The sequence below is a fragment of the Nonomuraea sp. H19 genome (genome assembly GCF_052068215.1).
GTDB lineage: Bacteria > Actinomycetota > Actinomycetes > Streptosporangiales > Streptosporangiaceae > Nonomuraea.
In genome coordinates, this window is the sequence record NZ_JBQHCV010000014.1 from 167,229 (window position 1) to 183,748 (window position 16,520).

General features: G+C 70.4%; 15 protein-coding genes. 9 read left to right on the forward strand and 6 right to left on the reverse strand.

Annotated elements, in window-relative coordinates; all coding sequences use genetic code 11:
* Positions 1 to 102: 102 nt before the first annotated feature.
* Genes ACTMTI_RS30015 through ACTMTI_RS30030 form a run of 4 tightly spaced genes read left to right on the forward strand, consistent with a single transcriptional unit; the run spans position 103 to position 6,033 of the window.
* Complete coding sequence (locus ACTMTI_RS30015; protein ID WP_441123912.1) at positions 103 to 1,692, forward strand: acyl-CoA carboxylase subunit beta; 1,590 nt, start codon at positions 103 to 105, stop codon at positions 1,690 to 1,692.
* On the forward strand, positions 1,689 to 3,566 hold the full coding sequence (locus tag ACTMTI_RS30020) for an ATP-binding protein (protein WP_441123913.1): 1,878 nt from the start codon (positions 1,689 to 1,691) through the stop codon (positions 3,564 to 3,566). The genes ACTMTI_RS30015 and ACTMTI_RS30020 overlap by 4 nt, the downstream gene beginning before the upstream one ends.
* Entirely contained in the window at positions 3,563 to 4,324 is a 762-nt protein-coding gene (locus tag ACTMTI_RS30025) for an enoyl-CoA hydratase-related protein (RefSeq protein WP_441123915.1), read from the forward strand. Before ACTMTI_RS30020 ends, ACTMTI_RS30025 begins: the two co-directional genes overlap by 4 nt.
* The gene (locus ACTMTI_RS30030) at positions 4,321 to 6,033 is read left to right on the forward strand and encodes an acyclic terpene utilization AtuA family protein (RefSeq protein ID WP_441123916.1); all 1,713 of its coding nucleotides are present in this window, start codon (positions 4,321 to 4,323) and stop codon (positions 6,031 to 6,033) included. Before ACTMTI_RS30025 ends, ACTMTI_RS30030 begins: the two co-directional genes overlap by 4 nt.
* Here the strand turns inward: ACTMTI_RS30030 and ACTMTI_RS30035 are convergent.
* Complete coding sequence (locus tag ACTMTI_RS30035) at positions 5,992 to 6,894, reverse strand: ROK family protein (RefSeq protein WP_441123917.1); 903 nt, start codon at positions 6,892 to 6,894, stop codon at positions 5,992 to 5,994. The two genes, ACTMTI_RS30030 and ACTMTI_RS30035, sit on opposite strands and share 42 nt — an antisense overlap.
* A gap of 70 nt (positions 6,895 to 6,964) precedes the next feature.
* Here ACTMTI_RS30035 and ACTMTI_RS30040 point away from each other — a divergent pair, with 70 nt between their 5' ends.
* The 5 genes from ACTMTI_RS30040 to ACTMTI_RS30060 all read left to right on the forward strand — a co-directional run bounded on the left by ACTMTI_RS30040 (position 6,965) and on the right by ACTMTI_RS30060 (position 10,447).
* Positions 6,965 to 7,771 (forward strand): GNAT family N-acetyltransferase, encoded by an 807-nt coding sequence (locus tag ACTMTI_RS30040; protein WP_441123918.1) that lies wholly within the window; start codon positions 6,965 to 6,967, stop codon positions 7,769 to 7,771.
* A 61-nt stretch (positions 7,772 to 7,832) separates the two neighbouring features.
* The gene (locus ACTMTI_RS30045) at positions 7,833 to 8,846 is read left to right on the forward strand and encodes a phosphotransferase family protein (RefSeq protein WP_441123919.1); all 1,014 of its coding nucleotides are present in this window, start codon (positions 7,833 to 7,835) and stop codon (positions 8,844 to 8,846) included.
* 95 nt (positions 8,847 to 8,941) lie between these two features.
* Entirely contained in the window at positions 8,942 to 9,202 is a 261-nt protein-coding gene (locus tag ACTMTI_RS30050; protein ID WP_441123920.1) for a hypothetical protein, read from the forward strand.
* A gap of 57 nt (positions 9,203 to 9,259) precedes the next feature.
* Entirely contained in the window at positions 9,260 to 10,111 is an 852-nt protein-coding gene (locus tag ACTMTI_RS30055; protein ID WP_441123921.1) for a helix-turn-helix domain-containing protein, read from the forward strand.
* A gap of 69 nt (positions 10,112 to 10,180) precedes the next feature.
* Complete coding sequence (locus ACTMTI_RS30060) at positions 10,181 to 10,447, forward strand: hypothetical protein (protein ID WP_441123922.1); 267 nt, start codon at positions 10,181 to 10,183, stop codon at positions 10,445 to 10,447.
* A 134-nt stretch (positions 10,448 to 10,581) separates the two neighbouring features.
* Here ACTMTI_RS30060 and ACTMTI_RS30065 read toward each other — a convergent pair whose 3' ends face one another.
* The 5 genes from ACTMTI_RS30065 to ACTMTI_RS30085 all read right to left on the reverse strand — a co-directional run bounded on the left by ACTMTI_RS30065 (position 10,582) and on the right by ACTMTI_RS30085 (position 16,402).
* Complete coding sequence (locus ACTMTI_RS30065) at positions 10,582 to 10,989, reverse strand: hypothetical protein (protein ID WP_441123923.1); 408 nt, start codon at positions 10,987 to 10,989, stop codon at positions 10,582 to 10,584.
* Between the two features lie 222 nt (positions 10,990 to 11,211).
* Complete coding sequence (locus ACTMTI_RS30070; RefSeq protein WP_441123924.1) at positions 11,212 to 13,149, reverse strand: glycosyltransferase family 39 protein; 1,938 nt, start codon at positions 13,147 to 13,149, stop codon at positions 11,212 to 11,214.
* Entirely contained in the window at positions 13,146 to 14,321 is a 1,176-nt protein-coding gene (locus ACTMTI_RS30075) for a glycosyltransferase (RefSeq protein WP_441123925.1), read from the reverse strand. The genes ACTMTI_RS30070 and ACTMTI_RS30075 overlap by 4 nt, the downstream gene beginning before the upstream one ends.
* 24 nt (positions 14,322 to 14,345) lie before the next feature.
* On the reverse strand, positions 14,346 to 15,707 hold the full coding sequence (locus ACTMTI_RS30080; protein ID WP_441123926.1) for a sensor histidine kinase: 1,362 nt from the start codon (positions 15,705 to 15,707) through the stop codon (positions 14,346 to 14,348).
* Positions 15,704 to 16,402: a response regulator transcription factor gene (locus ACTMTI_RS30085; RefSeq protein ID WP_441123927.1), complete on the reverse strand. Its 699-nt coding sequence runs from the start codon at positions 16,400 to 16,402 to the stop codon at positions 15,704 to 15,706. The genes ACTMTI_RS30080 and ACTMTI_RS30085 overlap by 4 nt, the downstream gene beginning before the upstream one ends.
* Positions 16,403 to 16,520: the final 118 nt, after the last annotated feature.

Here is a 16,520-nt window from a genome sequence, read left to right on the forward strand (position 1 = left end):
GTCCGGGCGGGGTTTTCGTGCTTGCTGGGGGGACAACGCGACGGTTACCGTAGCCGATGATCGATTCGAGCGGCTGCTGCTGGAGCCGCGCGAGGGAGGCTCATGATCAGGAGCAGGCTCGATCCCGCGAGCGACGACCACCGACGGCGGCGCGAGGCCATGCTCGCCAAGCTGGCCGACCTCGACGCCGAGCACGCCAAAGCGGTGGCCGGGGGCGGGGAGAAGTACGTCGAGCGGCATCGCCGCCGCGGCAAGCTCCTCGCACGCGAGCGCATCGAGTTGCTGGTCGACGCCGATTCGCCATTTCTCGAACTGTCGCCGCTGGCCGCCTGGGGCAGCGAGTTCCAGGTCGGGGCGGGCATGGTCGCCGGAATCGGGGTGATCGAAGGCGTCGAGTGCATGATCACGGCGAACGATCCCACGGTCCGCGGGGGTGCCTCGAACCCATGGACGCTCAGGAAGTCGCTGCGGGCGGCCGACATCGCGCTGCAGAACCGCCTCCCGTACGTGAACCTGGTCGAGAGCGGTGGCGCCGACCTGCCGACGCAAAAGGAGATCTTCATCCCGGGTGGGCGGATATTTCGGGACCTGACCAGATTGTCGGCCGCCGGGATCCCAACCATCGCGCTCGTCTTCGGCAACTCCACGGCCGGCGGCGCGTACGTGCCCGGCATGAGCGACCACGTGGTGATGGTCCGGAACCACGCCAAGGTGTTCCTCGGCGGGCCGCCGCTGGTCAAGATGGCGACCGGGGAGGAATCGGACGACGAGTCGCTGGGCGGCGCCGAGATGCACGCCAGGGTCAGCGGCCTGGCCGACCACCTCGCCCAGGACGAGCACGACGCGCTCAGGATCGGGCGGCGCATCGTACGGTCGCTGAACTGGCGCAAGCAGGGCGTCACCCCACTCCCCGCCCAAGAGCCGAAATATCCGGCGGACGAGCTGCTCGGCATCGTCCCCGAAGATCTCAAGATCCCGTTCGACCCCCGCGAGGTGATCGCCCGGGTGGTGGACGGTAGCGAGTTCGAGGAGTTCAAGCCCCTCTACGGGGCCTCGCTGGTGACGGGATGGGCGCGGATTCACGGCTACCCGGTGGGCGTGCTGGCCAACGCGCGCGGCGTGCTGTTCAGCCCGGAATCGCAGAAGGCCACCCAGTTCATCCAGCTCGCCGGCCAGTCCCGCACCCCGCTGCTCTTCCTCCAGAACACGACCGGCTACATGGTCGGCAAGGACTACGAGCAGGGCGGCATCATCAAGCACGGCGCCATGATGATCAACGCCGTGTCCAACTCGACCGTCCCGCACCTGACGATCGTCATGGGAGCCTCGTACGGCGCCGGCAACTACGGCATGTGCGGCCGCGCGTACGATCCCCGCTTCCTGTTCAGCTGGCCTAGCGCCAAGTCGGCGGTGATGGGACCCGCGCAGCTCGCCGGGGTGCTGTCACTCGTGGGGCGGGCCTCGGCGCAGGCCAAGGGGCAGGTCTACGACGAGGAGGCGGACGCGGCCATGCGCGCGATGGTGGAGGCCCAGATCGAGGCCGAGTCGCTGCCGTTCTTCCTGTCGGGGCGCCTGTACGACGACGGAGTGATCGATCCGCGCGACACGCGTACCGTGCTGGGCATGTGCCTGTCGGCGATCAACAGCGCGCCGGTCCCGCCGGCCGCGGGGTACGGGGTGTTCCGGCCGTGATCACGCGTCTGCTCGTCGCGAACCGGGGCGAGATCGCCCGTCGTGTCTTCCGTACCTGCGGGTCGCTCGGCATCTCCACGGTCGCCGTGTTCTCCGACCCCGACGCGGGCGCGCCGCACGTGGCCGAGGCCGATCTCGCGGTACGGCTGCGCGGCGCTCGGCCCTCCGACACCTACCTGGCCGTGGACCGCATCCTGGAGGCGTGCCGGGCCTCCGGCGCGGACGCCGTGCACCCCGGATACGGATTCCTGTCCGAGAGCGCGGAGTTCGCGCAGGCCGTGCTGGAGGCCGGGCTGGTGTGGGTGGGCCCGCCGCCCTCGGCGATCGCCGCCATGGGCGCCAAGATCGAGGCGAAGCAGCTGATGGAGGCGGCAGGGGTTCCGGTCCTGCCCTCGCTCGACCTGGCCGCGCCCGCGGAGTTCCCGCTGCTGGTGAAGGCGTCCGCCGGCGGGGGCGGGCGCGGGATGCGGATCGTGCGGGACGCCGGCGAGCTGGCGCGGGAGGTCGAGTCCGCGCGGCGGGAGGCGGCAGCGGCGTTCGGGGACGGGACCGTGTTCGCCGAGCCGTTGCTGGAGCGGGCCCGGCACGTGGAGGTCCAGGTGCTGGCCGACCGGCACGGCACCGTGTGGGCGCTCGGCGAGCGCGAGTGCAGCGTGCAGCGGCGGCACCAGAAGGTCGTCGAGGAGTGCCCCTCGCCAGGGATCTCACCCGAGCTGCGGGAACGGCTGTGCGCGGCCGCCGTCCGGGCCGCGCGGGCGATCGGGTACGTGGGCGCCGGAACGGTGGAATTCCTGGTCAAGGGAGACCGGGTGGCGTTCCTGGAGATGAACACCCGGCTCCAGGTCGAGCACCCGGTCACCGAGCTGGTCTTCGGGGTCGATCTCGTACGGCTGCAGCTGGAGGTCGCCGAAGGCGCCGCATTGCCACCGGTGCCGCCCGGGCCCTCCGGGTATGCGGTCGAGGTGCGGCTTTATGCGGAGGACGGTGACTACCTGCCGCAGTCGGGGGTGTTGCGGCGGTTCGAGGTCACGGGTGAAGTGCGGGTGGATTCGGGGGTGGAGTCGGGATCGGTGGTCCCGCCCTACTACGACCCGATGCTGGCCAAGATCATCGCGCACGGGTCGTCCCGGGCGGAAGCGGTGCGGAAGCTGGTCACGGCGCTGCGGCGGGCCAAGCTGCATGGCCTCACGACGAATCGCGATTCACTCATAAAAATCCTGACCACTCCGGAGTTCGGGGCCGGGGACACCCACACCGGCTTCCTCGACCCGGACGGCCCGGTCCACGCGACCATACCGGACCCGCACCAGGCCGACGAGCTCCCGGTGCTGGCCGCCGCTCTGGCGATGGCCGCCGCCAACCGCCGGGGGACGGCCGTGCTGGCCGGCTTGCCCGCCGGCTGGCGCAACGTGCGCTCCCAGCCCCGCCAGGCGCGCTTCGAGGAGGCCGAGGTGGTCTACGACCCGCTCCCCGGCGGTGTCACGACGATCAGCGTGGAGCCGCACGAGGTGGTCCTGGAGCGTGACGGCGTCCGGCACTCCTTCGAGGTCGCCCGGTACGACGACGGGAAGGTCTACGTCGACTCCGTCGCCTGCCACGTCGAGCTGACCCCGGTCCCGCGCCTGCCCGAGCCGGTCGAGCATGTCGCCCCGGGATCCCTGCTCGCCCCCATGCCGGGCAGCGTGCTGCGGGTCGAGGTGGCGGCCGGCGAGCGGGTCGTCAAGGGGCAGACGGTGCTGGTGCTGGAGGCGATGAAGATGGAGCATCGGATCGCCGCCCCGGCCGACGGCGTGGTGTCCGTCGTCCACGCCGAGAAAGGACAGCAGGTCGAAGCCGGGGCCGTGCTGGCGATCATCCAGGAGGGGAACTCATGACGAGCCTGGTCCACAAGGAGCTGGCGGAGGGCATCGCGACGATCACGCTGGACTCGCCGCACAACCGCAACGCGCTGTCCGTACGCCTGCTCGCCGATCTCGAGGACCGGCTCACCTGGGCGCTGGCCGAGCCGGACGCCAGGGTGATCGTGCTGACGGCCACGGGGACGGTGTTCTGCTCGGGCGCCGACCTGAAGGAGCAGCGGGCCGCGGGCGCGCCGGTGACGGGGGCGCTCCCGGAGATCTTCACGCTGTTGTGGGAGAGCCCGAAGCCGGTCATCTGCCGGCTGAACGGCACCGCGCGGGCGGGCGGCCTGGGGCTGGTGGCGTGCTCCGACTTCGCGGTCGCGCCGCTGACGGCGTCGTTCGCGTTCACGGAGGTACGGCTCGGCGTCGTGCCCGCCATGATCTCCGTGCCGGTGCTGAGGAGGCTCGATTCCAGGGCCGCGGCCGAATACTTCCTGACCGGCGAGGTGTTCGACGCCGCCAGGGCGGCCGAGATCGGGCTGCTGTCGCGGGCCGTGCCGGAGGAGGAGCTGGACGCGACGGTGGCGCACTATGCCGAGATGCTGGTCAAGGGCGGCCCGGAGGCGTTGGCGATCACGAAGCGGCTGATCAGGGACGTGCCCGGGCTGTCGTTCGAGGAAGGGCTGCGGCAGATGACCGAGCTGTCCGCGGAGCGGTTCACCTCGGAGGAGGGCCAGGAGGGGATCGCGGCGTTCTGGGAGAAACGCCCGCCCAAGTGGGCGTCGCGATGACCCTGCGCGTCGCGAACTGCAGCGGCTTCTACGGCGACCGGCTCTCGGCCGCGCGGGAGATGGTCGAGGGCGGCCCGATCGACGTGCTGACCGGGGACTGGCTGGCCGAGCTGACCATGTTCATCCTCGCCGGCAACCGCCTCAAGGGCCGCCCCGGCTACGCGCCGACGTTCCTGCGGCAACTGGAGGACGTCCTCGGCCCCTGCCTCGACCGGGGGATCAAGATCGTCTCGAACGCGGGCGGCCTGGATCCGGCCGGGTGCGCGGAGGCCGTACACGAGCTCGCCGCAAGGCTCGGCCTGTCCCCCGCGGTCGCGTACGTGACCGGCGACGACCTCACCGGCAGGGACCTCGACCTGGTCAACGCCGACACCGGCGAGCGGCTCGACGCGACGCCGCTGACCGCTAACGCCTATCTCGGCGGCCGGCCGATCGCCGCCGCCCTGTCGGCGGGCGCCGACGTGGTGGTGACCGGCCGCGTGACCGACGCGGCCCTCGTGACGGGTCCCGGCATCTGGCGGTACGGGTGGACGCCAGACGATCTCGACCCGCTGGCGGGCTCGGTGGTCGCGGGGCACGTCATCGAATGCGGCTGCCAGGCCACAGGCGGCAACTACGCGTTCTTCCAGGACGTACCGGACCTGGCGCACTGCGGCTTCCCCATCGCCGAGCTGCGGGCGGACGGGTCGGCGGTGATCACCAAGCATCCGGGCACGGGCGGCCTGGTCTCGATCGGGACGGTGACCGCGCAACTGGTGTACGAGATCGGCGGGCCGCGCTATCCGGGTCCGGACGTGGTGGCCAGGTTCGACACGATCACGCTGGCGGACGACGGCCCGGACCGGGTGCTGGTCTCCGGGGTCCGCGGGGAGCCGCCGCCGGACACGCTCAAGGTCGCGGTCAACGTCCTGGGCGGATACCGGAACACGATGACGCTCGTGCTGACGGGGCTGGACGTCGAGGCGAAGGCGCGGGTGGCGGAGGAGGCGATCTGGGCGCGGATCCCGCGGGAGTCGTTCGACGCGGTCGACGTGACACTGGCCGAGCCGGGGCTGCTGCGGATCACGGTCATGGACGCCGACCAGCGCAAGGTGGGGCGCGCGTTCTCGGCCGCCGTGGTGGAGACGGGGCTGGCCAGTTATCCCGGCTTCTACGGCCTCACCCCGCCGGGCAACGCCGCGCCGTACGGCATCTACTGGCCGGTCCTCGTCCCGGCCGCCGCGGTCCGTCCGCGAGTCTTCATGAACGGCGAGGAACTGCCCGGCGAAGGCGCCGGCGCATTTCCCGCGCCGGGCGAGCGGGAAATGGTACGGCGCGGCTCTGCGCCCGTGGACGGTGGCCGGGCACCCGCGAGCCAGGACCGCGACGACCCCCGGCCCACCGTGCGCGTCCCCTTGGGCCGGATCGCCGGCGCCCGCTCGGGCGACAAGGGCGGCAACGCCAACGTGGGCGTCTGGACCGACACCGAAGACCGCTACGCCTGGCTGGAGAGGCACCTGACCGCCGCCAAGCTCAAAGAACTCCTCCCGCCCCTGGCCGGCCACCGCATCGACCGCTACGAGCTGCCCGGCATCAAGGCGCTCAACTTCGTCGTCCACGGCCTGCTCGGCAGGGGCGTGGCCGCGAGCCCGCGCATGGACCCGCAGGCCAAGGCCCTGGGCGAGGAGCTACGCGAGCGGTTCGTCGACATCCCCGCGGCTCTGCGCTAGCGCCCGCCACCCCAGCAGCCCCGCCCCCATCACCCCGGCCCGAACCCCCAGCGCCGAAGCCCGCACCTCTGGAGCGGGCCGGAACGCCAGGCGGGCGGCCAGCCGCGCCCGCAGCGGTACGAGCAACGACTCCCCCGCCAGCGAGAGCCCGCCGCCGATCACGACGGCCGCCGGATCCAGCACCATCGTGTACGTGGCCAGTGCCAGGGCGAGCGCCTCCACGGCCTCGTCCCACACCTCGACAGCCCGGTCGTCCCCTTGGGCGACCCGCCGCACGACCGCCTCCGCCGAGGTCTCGCCGCACCGGTCCGCGATGGCCTTCGCGGAGGCGTACGCGGCCAGGCATCCCCGCTGCCCGCATCCGCACGCCCGCCCATCGGGCCGGACCGGGATGTGCCCGATCTGCCCGGCCCACCCGCCCGCGCCCCCGTACAGGGAGCCGGACAGGACGCACGCGCCCGCTATGCCCGTGCCGATGGGGAGGAACAGCACGTCCCGCCCGCCGGCTCCGTGCACCAGCTCGGCCTCTGCCGCGGCGCGCACGTCGTGGCCCAGCGCCACGGGCAGGGCCACGTCCGTGAACGCGGAGAGCGGAACGTCTCGCCACCCGAAGGCGGCGGAGAAGACGGCATGCGTGTCCGTGACGAGCCCCGGCACCGCCAGTCCCACGGCCACGGGCCGCGTCCCGGAGCGCGGCCGGCACAGGTCGGCGACGAAGGCGGAGATGGCGGCGATCACCCGGTCCGGCCCCTCAGCGCGGGGTGTGGGACGGCGGTCGAAGGAGATGATCGTCCCCTCACGGGCGACAAGTCCGCCTTTCATGGTGGTCCCGCCGACATCTACCGCCGCAACGTACTCCATCCCGCCATCCTCCCTCAGCCCTCGACAATCCCTTTGAGATCGGCATCCCCCTTGGGAAAAGATGTGCCCTATGACCCCTCGCCGTCTCACCGCCGACGACCTGGACGACTGCGCCCGCCTGGCCAAGGACCGCGGTTGGGGGCCCGAACGGCACAAGTGGCGCCTGCTGTTCGAGATCGGCGAGCCATACGGCATCGACGCCCCCGACGGCGACGGCCTGGCCGCGACGAACATCCTGACCTGCTACGGCGACGACCACGCGACGATCAGCATGGTCCTCACGGCCTCCAGGTACGGCCGGCAGGGCCTGGCCCGCCGGCTCATGGAGCACGTGCTGGAGCGGGCCGGCGACCGGATCGTCTCGCTGTACGCGACCGAGTACGGCCGCCCGCTCTACGAGCGGCTCGGCTTCCGCGTCGTCGGCAGGGCCGCCATACATACGGGCGTCTTCGCAGGCGCCCTCTCGGGCAGGACCCGCCCCGCGACGCCGGCCGACCTCGACGCGATCCTGGCGCTCGACGCCGAGGTGTTCGGCACGGACAGGTCCGCGCTGCTGCGGCGGATGTTCACCTTCGGCGAGCAGGTCAGGGTCGCCGACGGCGGCTTCGGCCACTGCTGGCGCAACGACGGCAACACGGTCATCGGCCCGGTCGTGGCGCGGGAGGAGGAGACGGCGCGGGCATTGATCGGCGACCTGGCGCTCGGGGCTGACGGCGAGGTGCGGATGGACTTCGACCTCGCCCACGAGTCGATGATCGCCTGGGCGGGCGAGCACGGCATCGGCAGCCCGTGGCCGGTCTCGCGCATGGTGCGGGGCGGCGACCTGCCCGGCGATCCGGCCCGTCAGTTCCTGCCGTTCATGCAGGCCCTTGGTTGACCGGGTGCGCGGCCGTCTCATAGGGTCGCCGCCAGAATATCCTTCTGTCGAGGGGCGGTACATGACCTCCACCCACATCGACGTCAACGCCGTCGACTTCGAGACGCTCGGCACGTGGATGGACGACCAGGGGCTGCCGGGCGGCCCGATCACGGGCGTGGCGCCGGTCCTGGGCGGCACGCAGAACGTCATGGTCCGCTTCGAGCGCGGCGGTCGCCCGTACATCCTGCGCCGCCCGCCCCTGCATGCCCGCCAGAAGAGCAACGAGGTGCTGCGCCGCGAGGCGCGGGTGCTGACGGCACTGCGCGGCACGCCGGTCCCCGCGCCGGCGCTGGTGGCCGCGCAGACCGCACGCGAGCCGGTGTTCTACCTGATGGAGCCGGTCGACGGGTTCAACCCCTCGACAGGGCTGCCGGAGCCGCACGCCTCCGACCCGGCGATCAGGCATCGGATGGGGTTGGAGGCCGCCGCCGCGCTGGCCGAGCTGGGCCGGGTCGATCCGGCGGTGCTGCCGGGGTTCGGCAGGCCCGAGGGGTTCCTGGAGCGGCAGGTGCCGCGCTGGCTCAAGGAGCTCGACTCCTATGGTGCCCTCGACGGCTACCCGGGACCCGGCATCCCCGGTCTGTACGAGACCGCGGACTGGCTCACCCGCCGTCTTCCCGCGGCCTTCACCCCGGGGATCATGCACGGTGACTACCACTTCGCGAACCTGATGTTCGCCTGCGACGGCCCCCGCGTGGCCGCGATCGTGGACTGGGAGATGTGCACGATCGGCGACCCGCTGCTCGACCTGGGCTGGCTGCTGGCCACCTGGCCCACCGACAACGGCCACGTGCCGGGACTGCCCTCCCCACGCGAGCTCGTCGCCTACTACGCGGCGCTGTCCGAGCGCGACCTGTCAGCCGTCGACTGGTATGCGGTCATGGCCTGCTTCAAGCTCGGCATCGTGCTGGAGGGCACCCACGCGCGGGCGTTCGCCGGCAAGGCGCCCAAGGACATCGGGGACGTGCTGCATGCGACCGCTCTGGGGTTGTTCGAGCGAGCGCGGGAGTTCATGGACGGCGTTCTCGGCTGACCGGTATGTCATGATTTTTGGAATAATAATCACGCCTTCCTCGCCAAGTCGTACAATTGCGCGCAATTGCACTTGATTTTCAGGGAAGGATCGTCATGCGTATGCGGTTTCTCGGCTCCACCTCGGAGGCCGGCGCCTGTCCCACCCTGTATGAGACCGACCGCGGCACCATCGTCGTGCAGGGGCTCGAACTCACCGACGCGGAGGCGCTCGCCGATCTCCGTGACGTCCTCGACGGCGAGACCGCGGTCGAGGTCCCCCGAGAGCTCATTACCGAAATCGCCCGCCGCGTCCTCGCGGACGGCCCGGCAACCGCTTTCCCGACCAGCGGAGGAACACCGACGGCAACCGGTTGATCACAATTGCCGCCAATGCTGGCATGATCGGCGCAATCGGGGCTAGCCTCTTGCGACGTGACGTCGTTTCAGCAGGCGCGCATCGACCTCGGCGGCCAGTTGCGCTCGCTGCGCGAGACCGCCCACCTCTCGGGCAAAGACCTGGCCGAGCGGCTGCGCTGGCAGCCGTCCAAGATCTCCCGGCTGGAGAACGCCCGGCAGACCCCCAGCGAGGATGATGTGGTCGCGTGGGCGCAGGCTGTGGGGGCCTCGCCCGACACGACAGACGAGTTGATCAGGCAGGCCATGGCCCTGCTGGAGCGGCACGACAGCTGGAAACAGCGCTACCGCAGCGGCCTGGCCGCGATCCAGGAGGACATGCGCGACCTGGAGGCGCGCACGAAGCTGTTCCGCGCCTTCGAGCCGGGCATCATCATGGGCCTGCTGCAGACCGCCGAATACGCCAGGCACGTCTTCCACAAGGTCAAGCGCCTCTACAGCGCCGCCGACCAGATCGACGCGGCGGTGCGGGTGCGGATGCAGCGCCAGGAGATCCTGTACGACCGGAGCAGGACGTTCAGGTTCGTGGTGCCGGAGTCGGCGCTGCGCATGGCACTGGCCCCGCCCGATGTCATGCGCGGCCAGCTCGACCGGCTGCTGGCCGTCAGCACACTGCCGAACGTGGAGTTCGGCGTGATCCCCTTCGCCACGGAGCTCCCGTCCGCGCCGATCAACAGCTTCTGGATCTACAACGAGGCCATGGTGGGTGTGGCCACCATGACCAAGGACCTGGTCCTGCGCGATCCCGATGACATCGCCTTCTATGTCCAGGCCTTCGATGAGTACGCCAAGGTGGCCCAGTTCGACGAGGGCGGGCGCGAGGTCATGATCCGCATCCTTGACGCTTACCGAAAAGAAAGCCCACATTAACCGCAGCAATTGCTTGCCACCACCGCAAGATCGTGCAATTCTGGCGCAGATACGTTGCGGAGGTGACGCATGATGCTTGATACCACGCTCTGCCTCGAGCGGTTCGCCTGGCACGCAGGTCGTCATGCCGACCTGTCGGTCCAGAGCCTCGCCCTGTCCAGCGACCCGGCGTACGTGTCGGTCCGCAACCGCTTCTCGACCACGCTCGCCGAGACCGTGACATGCTCGGAGGAGGGTGCGTTCGTCACCTCGTGGGGTTACCGCCTGGGCACGGCGGAGGACGTCGAGTCCGCCGCCGCCCGGCTGGCCTTCCTCCTCGCGGCGCTACCCGCCTGATCAGCACTCCCGCCTTGCAGGCGGCCGAGGTCGCCGGGCAATTGCGCGATCAGCGCCTTTGTCGGGCCCGAAAACGCTCATGCGAAAGGCGGGCCCGTGGTGTAGACGGGCCCGCCTTTCGGAGTGGGGATGTGCTAGTTGACGTCGAGCTTGCGCTGGATGGCGATGAGGATGTCCATCATCTCCGTCTGGGTCCCCTGTATCTCGGTGACCTTGCCTTCCAGCCTGTCGAATCTCGTGTCGACTTCTGCGAACTTCTTGTCGACCTCCGCGAACCTCTGGTCGACCTCCGCGAACTTCTGGTCGACCTTGGCGTCCAGCTCTACGAACTTCTGGTCGACCTCCGCGAACTTCTGGTCGACATGGGCGTCCAGCTCCGCGAACCGCTTGTCGAACTTGGCGTCCAAAGCCTTGACGCGGGAGGCCACGCCATTGATCCGCTCGGTGAGGTCCTGTGCCAGTTCGGCCTGGTCTGCCCGGACCTGGATGAAGTCGTTGTCCAGCGAGGTGCCGAGCGTGCAGCAGATTTCCTTGTAGCCCAAGTTGATCTCCCGTAGGTTGGGGGGAGGGACCGGGGATACTCGTCATCTCCGGTCCCGTCGGCTGCCTTGAGAATACTCCTCTGATCGCCGCCCACCAACGAAACCGAAAAAACATTCCCCCTGGTCAGCGGCGATATTGCGACGCAAAATACGGACTAATCCCGCTATATTGCAGCGAAAAAATTCGCAGGGCGCCGCTCGCGTACGACGCCCCAAATCCGGCTATGTGGCGCAGTCGTACAGACCGTCCTGTCCGTCCACCGCCGTGCAGTTTTCCTGCACCCAACTACTCGTCACTTCCGCGTTCCCCCGCCCGAGACCCCCTCGGCCGTCGCCCGTCATGACATAACGGAGCTGCCCCGACGAGACGAGCGACTTGAGCCGGTCCACGGTCATGGCGGGGTCGCTGCCCGTGAAGCCGCCCATGGCGATCACCGGCTTGCGGGTGGAAACGATCAGGGACGAGGCCTGCTGGGCGCTGTTCACCGCCACCAGCCACGTGGCCGTCCCCTGGTTGGCGACGAGGTATCTGGCCGTGGACTCGCTCACCCCGCCACCGGGTCCGCCGCCCATGAACCCGGACGGCACCGCCCCGCCCGTACCGCCGGGCGAACCCTGCATACCCGGCGGGCGGCCGAACCCGCCCATCCCGCCCGTCGACGGCCCGGCCGTGGGGTTGCCGGCGTTCACCGGGGACTGCAGCGGCGTGACCGCGTACGCCGCCGGACCCGCCAGCCCCGCGACCACCGTGGCCGCCAGCGCGGCCCCCGCCACCTTGAGCATGACCTGCGCCCGCACGCGGGCCAGCACCATCGTCGCCACGGCCACCAGGGTCGCCCCGAGCACGACCCAGGCCAGCCACGGCACCCACTCAGGTGTGCGGCGCAGCACCACGAACGACCAGCCGCCGGTCAACGCCACGGCGAGCGGCAGCACCCACGCCCACGCGCGCGACCGCCGGTACGCCCGCCACATGACCACCACGCCCATCCCCGCCAGCGCAGCCACGGCAGGCGCCATGGCGGTCGTGTAGTACGGGTGGAAGACGCCGCTGGAGAAGCTGAACACCACGTAATGGACGGCGAGCCAGCCGCCCCACACCAGCCACGAGGCCCCCGCGGGCCCTTCGTCCGACGACCTGCGCCGCACCACCGCGAACGCCAGCGCCACCACGCAGAACGGCAGCAACCAGGAGATCTGCCCTCCCACGATCTCGTTGAACAGCCGCCCGGCCCCGGACTCGCCGCCGAAGCCGCCGAAACCGCCACCACCGCCGCCACCACCCTGGCCCTGGCCGAAGATCCGGCCGAGGCCGTTGTAGCCGATCACCAGGTCCCAGACGGAGTTGTTCGTCGAGCCGCCGACGTACGGGCGCGAACCGGCCGGCCACAGGTCGACGATCACCATCCACCAGGCGCTGGACACGAGCAGCACCGCGCCCGCCGCCAGCAGATGCCCGGCCCGCTTGAGCCACGGGACGCGGGCGCACGCCAGGTACGCCACCCCGAACGCGGGCACCACCAAGTACGCCTGCAGCATCTTGGTGTTGAACGCCAGCCCCACGAACAGCGCCGCGACCAGCAGCGGCCGCAGCCGTCCTGTCCGCAGCGACTCCAGGCAGAACCAGGCCGCCAGCACCAGCAGCAGCACCAGGATCGTGTCGGGGTTGTTGTCCCGGTTGATCGCCACGGTGATCGGTGTGAGCGTCATGACGACGGCCGCGACCAGGGCGGCCACGTGCCCCGCCCGTACCCCGGAAAAGGACCGGCGCACGGCGGAGTAGACGACGCCGACGGCGGCCACGCCGGCCAGGGCCTGCGGGAGCAGCATGCTCCAGGTGCCGTAGCCGAAGATCCGCGCCGACAGCCCCATCACCCACAGGGCCAGCGGCGGCTTGTCCACGGTGATGAAGGACCCGGCGTCCAGCGCGCCGAAGAAGAACGCCTTCCAGCTCTGCGTGCCGGAGACGATGGCGGCGGAGTAGTACTGGTTGGCGTCGCCGCTCAGCGCCCACGCGTACAGGGCGAACGCGGTCGCCAGCACCGCCCACAGCGCGGGACGGGACCAGCGGGGGTCCTGCTCGGAGCCCAGGAACAGGCGGGCGGGCAGGCTGCGGCTCTCGGCGGCCCGGTGTGCGGGCCGCAGGGCGGTGGCGATCATCGGGCCGTCCTCCGCTGGGGGTTGAAGACCCACACGCGCAGCAGCAGGAAGCGTATGAGCGTGGCGGCCGCGTTCGCGACGATGACCGCGATCAGTTCCACGCCGTGCGAGACCCCTTCGGGCAGCAGCGCCAGGCTGCCCGAAGTGAGCGCCAGGCCGACGAGGAACGCGAGCAGCCCCTCCAGCTGGTGCCGCAGGGCCCCCTCCGACCCCGTCACGCCGAACGTGAAGCGCCGGTTCGCCGCGGTGTTGGCCACGGCCGTGACCAGCAGCGCGACCGCGTTGGCGGCCAGCGGCGAGACCACCTGCCGCAGCAGCGAGTACAGCGCCAGGTACGCCAGCGTGCTCACCACGCCCACGATCGCGAACCGGGGCAGCTGCCTGGCCATCCCCTTGGGCAGCTCGGCCCGCTGCACCCGGGCGGGCACGGGGATGCGCGCGGCCCCGGACAGCGTCTTGCGCGCCACCCTGGCCAGGCCGCGCAGGTCGTCGAGGGCGGTACGCAGGAGGTCGACCCGGCTGTCCGGATCGTCCACCCAGTCCACCGGCACCTCGTGGATCCTCAGTCCGTGCCGTTCGGCCAGCAGCAGCAGCTCGGTGTCGAAGAACCACTCCTCGTCCTCGACGCCGGGCAGCAGGGCCTGCGCGATCTCCGTACGGACGGCCTTGAACCCGCACTGCGCGTCCGAGAAGCCGGCGCCCATCACGGAGCGGAGCAGCAGGTTGTACGAGCGGGAGATGAACTCCCGCTTCGGGCCCCGCTCCACCCGCGACGACCTGGCCAGGCGGGTGCCGATGGCCAGGTCGCTGTGCCCCGACAGCAGCGGCGCCACCAGCGGCAGGAACGCGTCCAGATCGGTGGACAGGTCCACGTCCATGTAGCTGACGACGTCGGCGTCGCTTTCCGACCAGACCCGGCGCAGCGCCCGGCCACGGCCCTTCTCATCGAGGTGCACGACCCGCACGTGGGGCAGCTCCTCAGCCAGCTCGGTGGCGATCTGCCAGGTGTTGTCCACGCTGGCGTTGTCGGCGACCGTGATGCGAAAACCGTACGGGAAGGTTCTGGTGAGGTAGTCGTGCAGCCGGGTGACACCGGCCCTGAGCGCCCGCTGCTCGTTGAAAACCGGGACGACCACCTCGACCAGGCGCGTCCTTACTGCTGTTGCTTCCATGCACCTAGCTGACGATTCAGGTCTTTACAGGGACTTAGCCGTTTCTGAGTTACGCATGAGAGTTCCCGGCAGATCCATGGTCGCGATCGCTCCGCCACCCGGCGCGTTCGCCAAGCTCACCTGGCCGCCGGACTCCGCCACGGCTTGGGCCACGATCGCCAGCCCGAGCCCGGATCCGGGCAGGCCACGCGCGGACGGGGAGCGCCAGAACCGCTCGAAGACGTGCGGCAGGTCCTCTTCCGGCAGTCCTGGGCCGTGGTCGCGGACGGTCAGCCGGCCGTCTTCCAGCGCCACCTCGACCTGGCCGTCCGGGCTGAACTTGGCGGCGTTGTCGATGAGGTTGAGCACGGCACGTTCCAGCGAGGCGGCGTTGCCGACGACGTACCACGGGGACAGGTCGGTGACGACCTCCGCGCCGCGCAGCCTGGCGCGTTCGACGGCCGCCGTCACCACCTCGTGGAATGCCAGCTCGACGTGCGGCTCGTGGTCGGTGTCGCCCCTGGCGAGCTGGAGCAGGTCCGCGACGAGCGTGGACAGCTCGGCGAACTGCGCCTTCACGTTGACCAGCAGGCGCCGCTTGGCGTCCGGATCGAGGCTGCGACCGGTCTGCTCGCTGCGGAGCAGCAGGTCGATGTTGGTGCGGAGGGTGGTGAGGGGCGTACGCAGCTCGTGTCCGGCGTCGGCCACGAGCTGCTGCTGGCGCTCGCGGGAACCGGCCAGGGCGGCGGTCATGGCGTTGAAGGAGGACGACAGGCGGGCGATCTCGTCGTTGCCCCTGACGGGAATGCGGGTGCCGAGGTCCTCGGTCTGCGCGATGTGCTCGACCGCCTTGCTGAGCCGACCCACCGGGCGCAACGCCGCACGGGCGATGAGCAGCCCCGCGGTCGCCGCGCCGAGCACACCAAGCGCGGAAACGAATCCGAGCAGCAGTGCCACGTTACGCAAAGTGCCCTGTAGGCGACCGATCGGCCGGGCGTCCATGACAGCCATGCCCGGAGCCACGTTGACGGTGAAGATGCGCATGGGCGCACCGTCCTCGGCGACCCCGTTGTGCATGTGCTCCGCGCCTGGCTCCCTCGCGATGCGGAGATCATCCGGCGTCACCTTCAGCGCCGCTCCGAGGTAACAGGTAGGAGTGCCATCGGCGTAGATGACCTGAGTCGACTGCGGCGGGCCGTACGGGCCGGCGGGCACCGGTTCGGGCCCGCACTTTTTCATGAGCCAGGACAGGTCGTTGCCGGGATGCGGCCTCAGTTCCCGGTCTATCTGCTGGTATAGCTGCCCGCGTACGATCATGAAGCACGCACCCGCGCAGACCGCGATGGCCAGCGCGACCGCGGCCGCCACCAGGACGGTGAGGCGGGTGCGGAGGCTCTTCCTGATCACAGTGTCGCTCGCAGCACATAACCCACCCCGCGCACGGTGTGGATCACTCGCGGCTCCCCTCCGGCCTCGGTCTTGCGCCGCAGGTACATCACGTACACGTCGAGCGAGTTGGAGGTCGGCTCGAAGTCGAACCCCCACACCTCGCTCAGGATCTGGTCCCTGGTCAGCACCTGGCGCGGGTGCGCCAGGAACAGCTCCATCAGCAGGTATTCGGTCCTGGTCAGGTCGAGCCGGCGCGAGCCCCGGATGACCTCTCTGGTCGCCGGGTCCATGCGCAGGTCGCCGTACGACAGCGAGCCGTCCTCCTCGGTGCCCGTGCTCAGCGCGCCGCGCCGCAGCAGGGCGCGCACCCTGGCCAGCAGCTCGTCCAGCTCGAACGGCTTGACCAGGTAGTCGTCGGCCCCCGCGTCGAGTCCGGAGACCCGGTCGCCGACGGCGTCGCGGGCCGTGAGCATGAGGACCGGGATGTGGTTGCCCTGCGCCCTCAGCCTGCGGCACGCCGTCAGGCCGTCGAGCCGCGGCATCATGACGTCCAGCAGCACCGCGTCGTACGTCTCGCGCGCCAGCTCGTCCAGGGCCGCCTGCCCGTCGTTGGCCGTGACGATCTTGTAGCCCTCGAACTCCAGGCTCGACTGCAACGCCTCACGCAACGCGGGCTCGTCGTCCACCACCAGCAACCGTGCGAGCTCACTCATGTTTGCCAAGGCTAGGGGCAAATCATGAAAACGTGATGAACGAGGTCATCCTGTTTCATGAGGATCACCACGTTGCGGGCATGGAGGTGAGCCCGGAACCGATGCCATCCTACGCGGC